General features: G+C 43.4%; 1 pseudogene. It reads right to left on the reverse strand.

Annotated elements, in window-relative coordinates:
- Positions 1–778: pseudogene (locus tag AND4_RS18890) on the reverse strand (amino acid permease); the annotation flags it as partial.
- Positions 779–1,628 lie beyond the last annotated feature (850 nt).

Consider the following 1,628-nt stretch of genomic DNA (forward strand, 5'->3'; position numbering starts at 1 on the left):
AAATGGTGCACCTGATGCTGCCACTTTCTGATGCGGGGAACATGCCGCTGATCATTTGAGTGGATAGGATGTAAATAACACCTGCGATAGCCGTACCCAACATGGTTGCTAGTGGCACTGTCCGTTTAGGGTTTTCTACCATGCCTGTCGATACTGCTGCTGATTCCACACCCACAAATGACCATAGACAGATAAGAACCGCGGTCACTACTGCATGGCTATCCGTACCTGCTGATACGTTCCAGTTTTGGCTGTAAATCGCTGTATCGAAGTGCGTCCAACCAAGTCCAGCTGTACCTAGTACAGGGATAAGGATAAGAACTAGACCAAGTGTACATAGACGACTTACCCAGCTCCCCCCAAGTAAGTTAACAAAAGTGAAGATCCATACTGATGCAATCGTCGCGATACCTGCTGGGATTGGGTTATTAAGCACAGGGAAGAAGACTGAGAGGTAAGAAACACCAGTAATGGCAATCGCTAGGTTACCGATCCAGTTAGCGTGGTAATAGAGAACACCCGTTTGAAAACCAAATACCGGAGAAACTTCACCAGCATAAGCAATAGGACCACCCTCTTGCGGATTTTTAGTTGCCAAACGGGCGTAAACGAACGCCAAGCTCAGTGCTCCGACCAAACAGATTAGCCAACTAAAGATTGAAACAGAGCCTACAGAAGCAAGGCTAGAAGGTAATAGTGCGATACCACTACCCATCATGTTACCGGCGACCACACCTGTACAGGCAATCAGACCGATTTTTTTCGAGTTCGATGACATAACATCTCCAAATCTATTCTACCCGAGTCAACGTGACTCAAACTGAATGTTGATTAGCGAGATGCTTTGAGAAAGAATCTGTTCGACCTCGCTAAATTTCGAAGTGAAGACTACGCCCAAAAATGAGGAAAAAAATAAACTTAGGGTTATCAATAAAACCATTAGCCTATCGGTATAACGTTGAGATAAACCTGACAAGATAGAAAATATAAATCTTTTATATACAGCGACTTATACCTAAAATCTAAATGACCATATTGAAAAACTAAAAATATCAACGTTATCAACTTTTTTATCAACCTTGGCTACAACAATAAACTTCAAGAGACAGTCCTGCTCATAACCTGAACTATTCACTCCAGCTTTTCCCGTCCTTACTCAACAATTGACTTACATCAAGTTTTCCAGCTTCTTGGTAATACGTAGAGCATGGCCATAAGCCCCCTTCTCCATAGTCACCGGACCACTGGGAAGGGTTGGAGAACATAGAACGCTGGCTTGGGGCTTAGTTTTCGTAATGAATATGGTTCCCCTGCCAAGAGACATCGTAAGAATGTAGAGAGTCAAAAAACCTCTCTCTTCTTTGTGACGGCCTTTATTTGCGAGAGCAGAAAGAATGGACACAAATGGCAGACATAAAAAAGCCCCTCACCAAAGGCGAAGGGCTGAGTGTCTTTGCCACTCGTTTTGTTCTGACTGGGTTTACCCTACGCCGATTTTATGCAGTCTAAGATATATGCTGATTCAAAACTGGCTGATTAAAGCACTCTAACCACAGAAGGATGTACAGCACGATACATGGCGTAATCAATAGCTTTCATGTTGCTTGGAAAGATCAAGTTTTCACACA

This window comes from Vibrio sp. AND4, assembly GCF_000171815.1.
GTDB lineage: Bacteria > Pseudomonadota > Gammaproteobacteria > Enterobacterales > Vibrionaceae > Vibrio.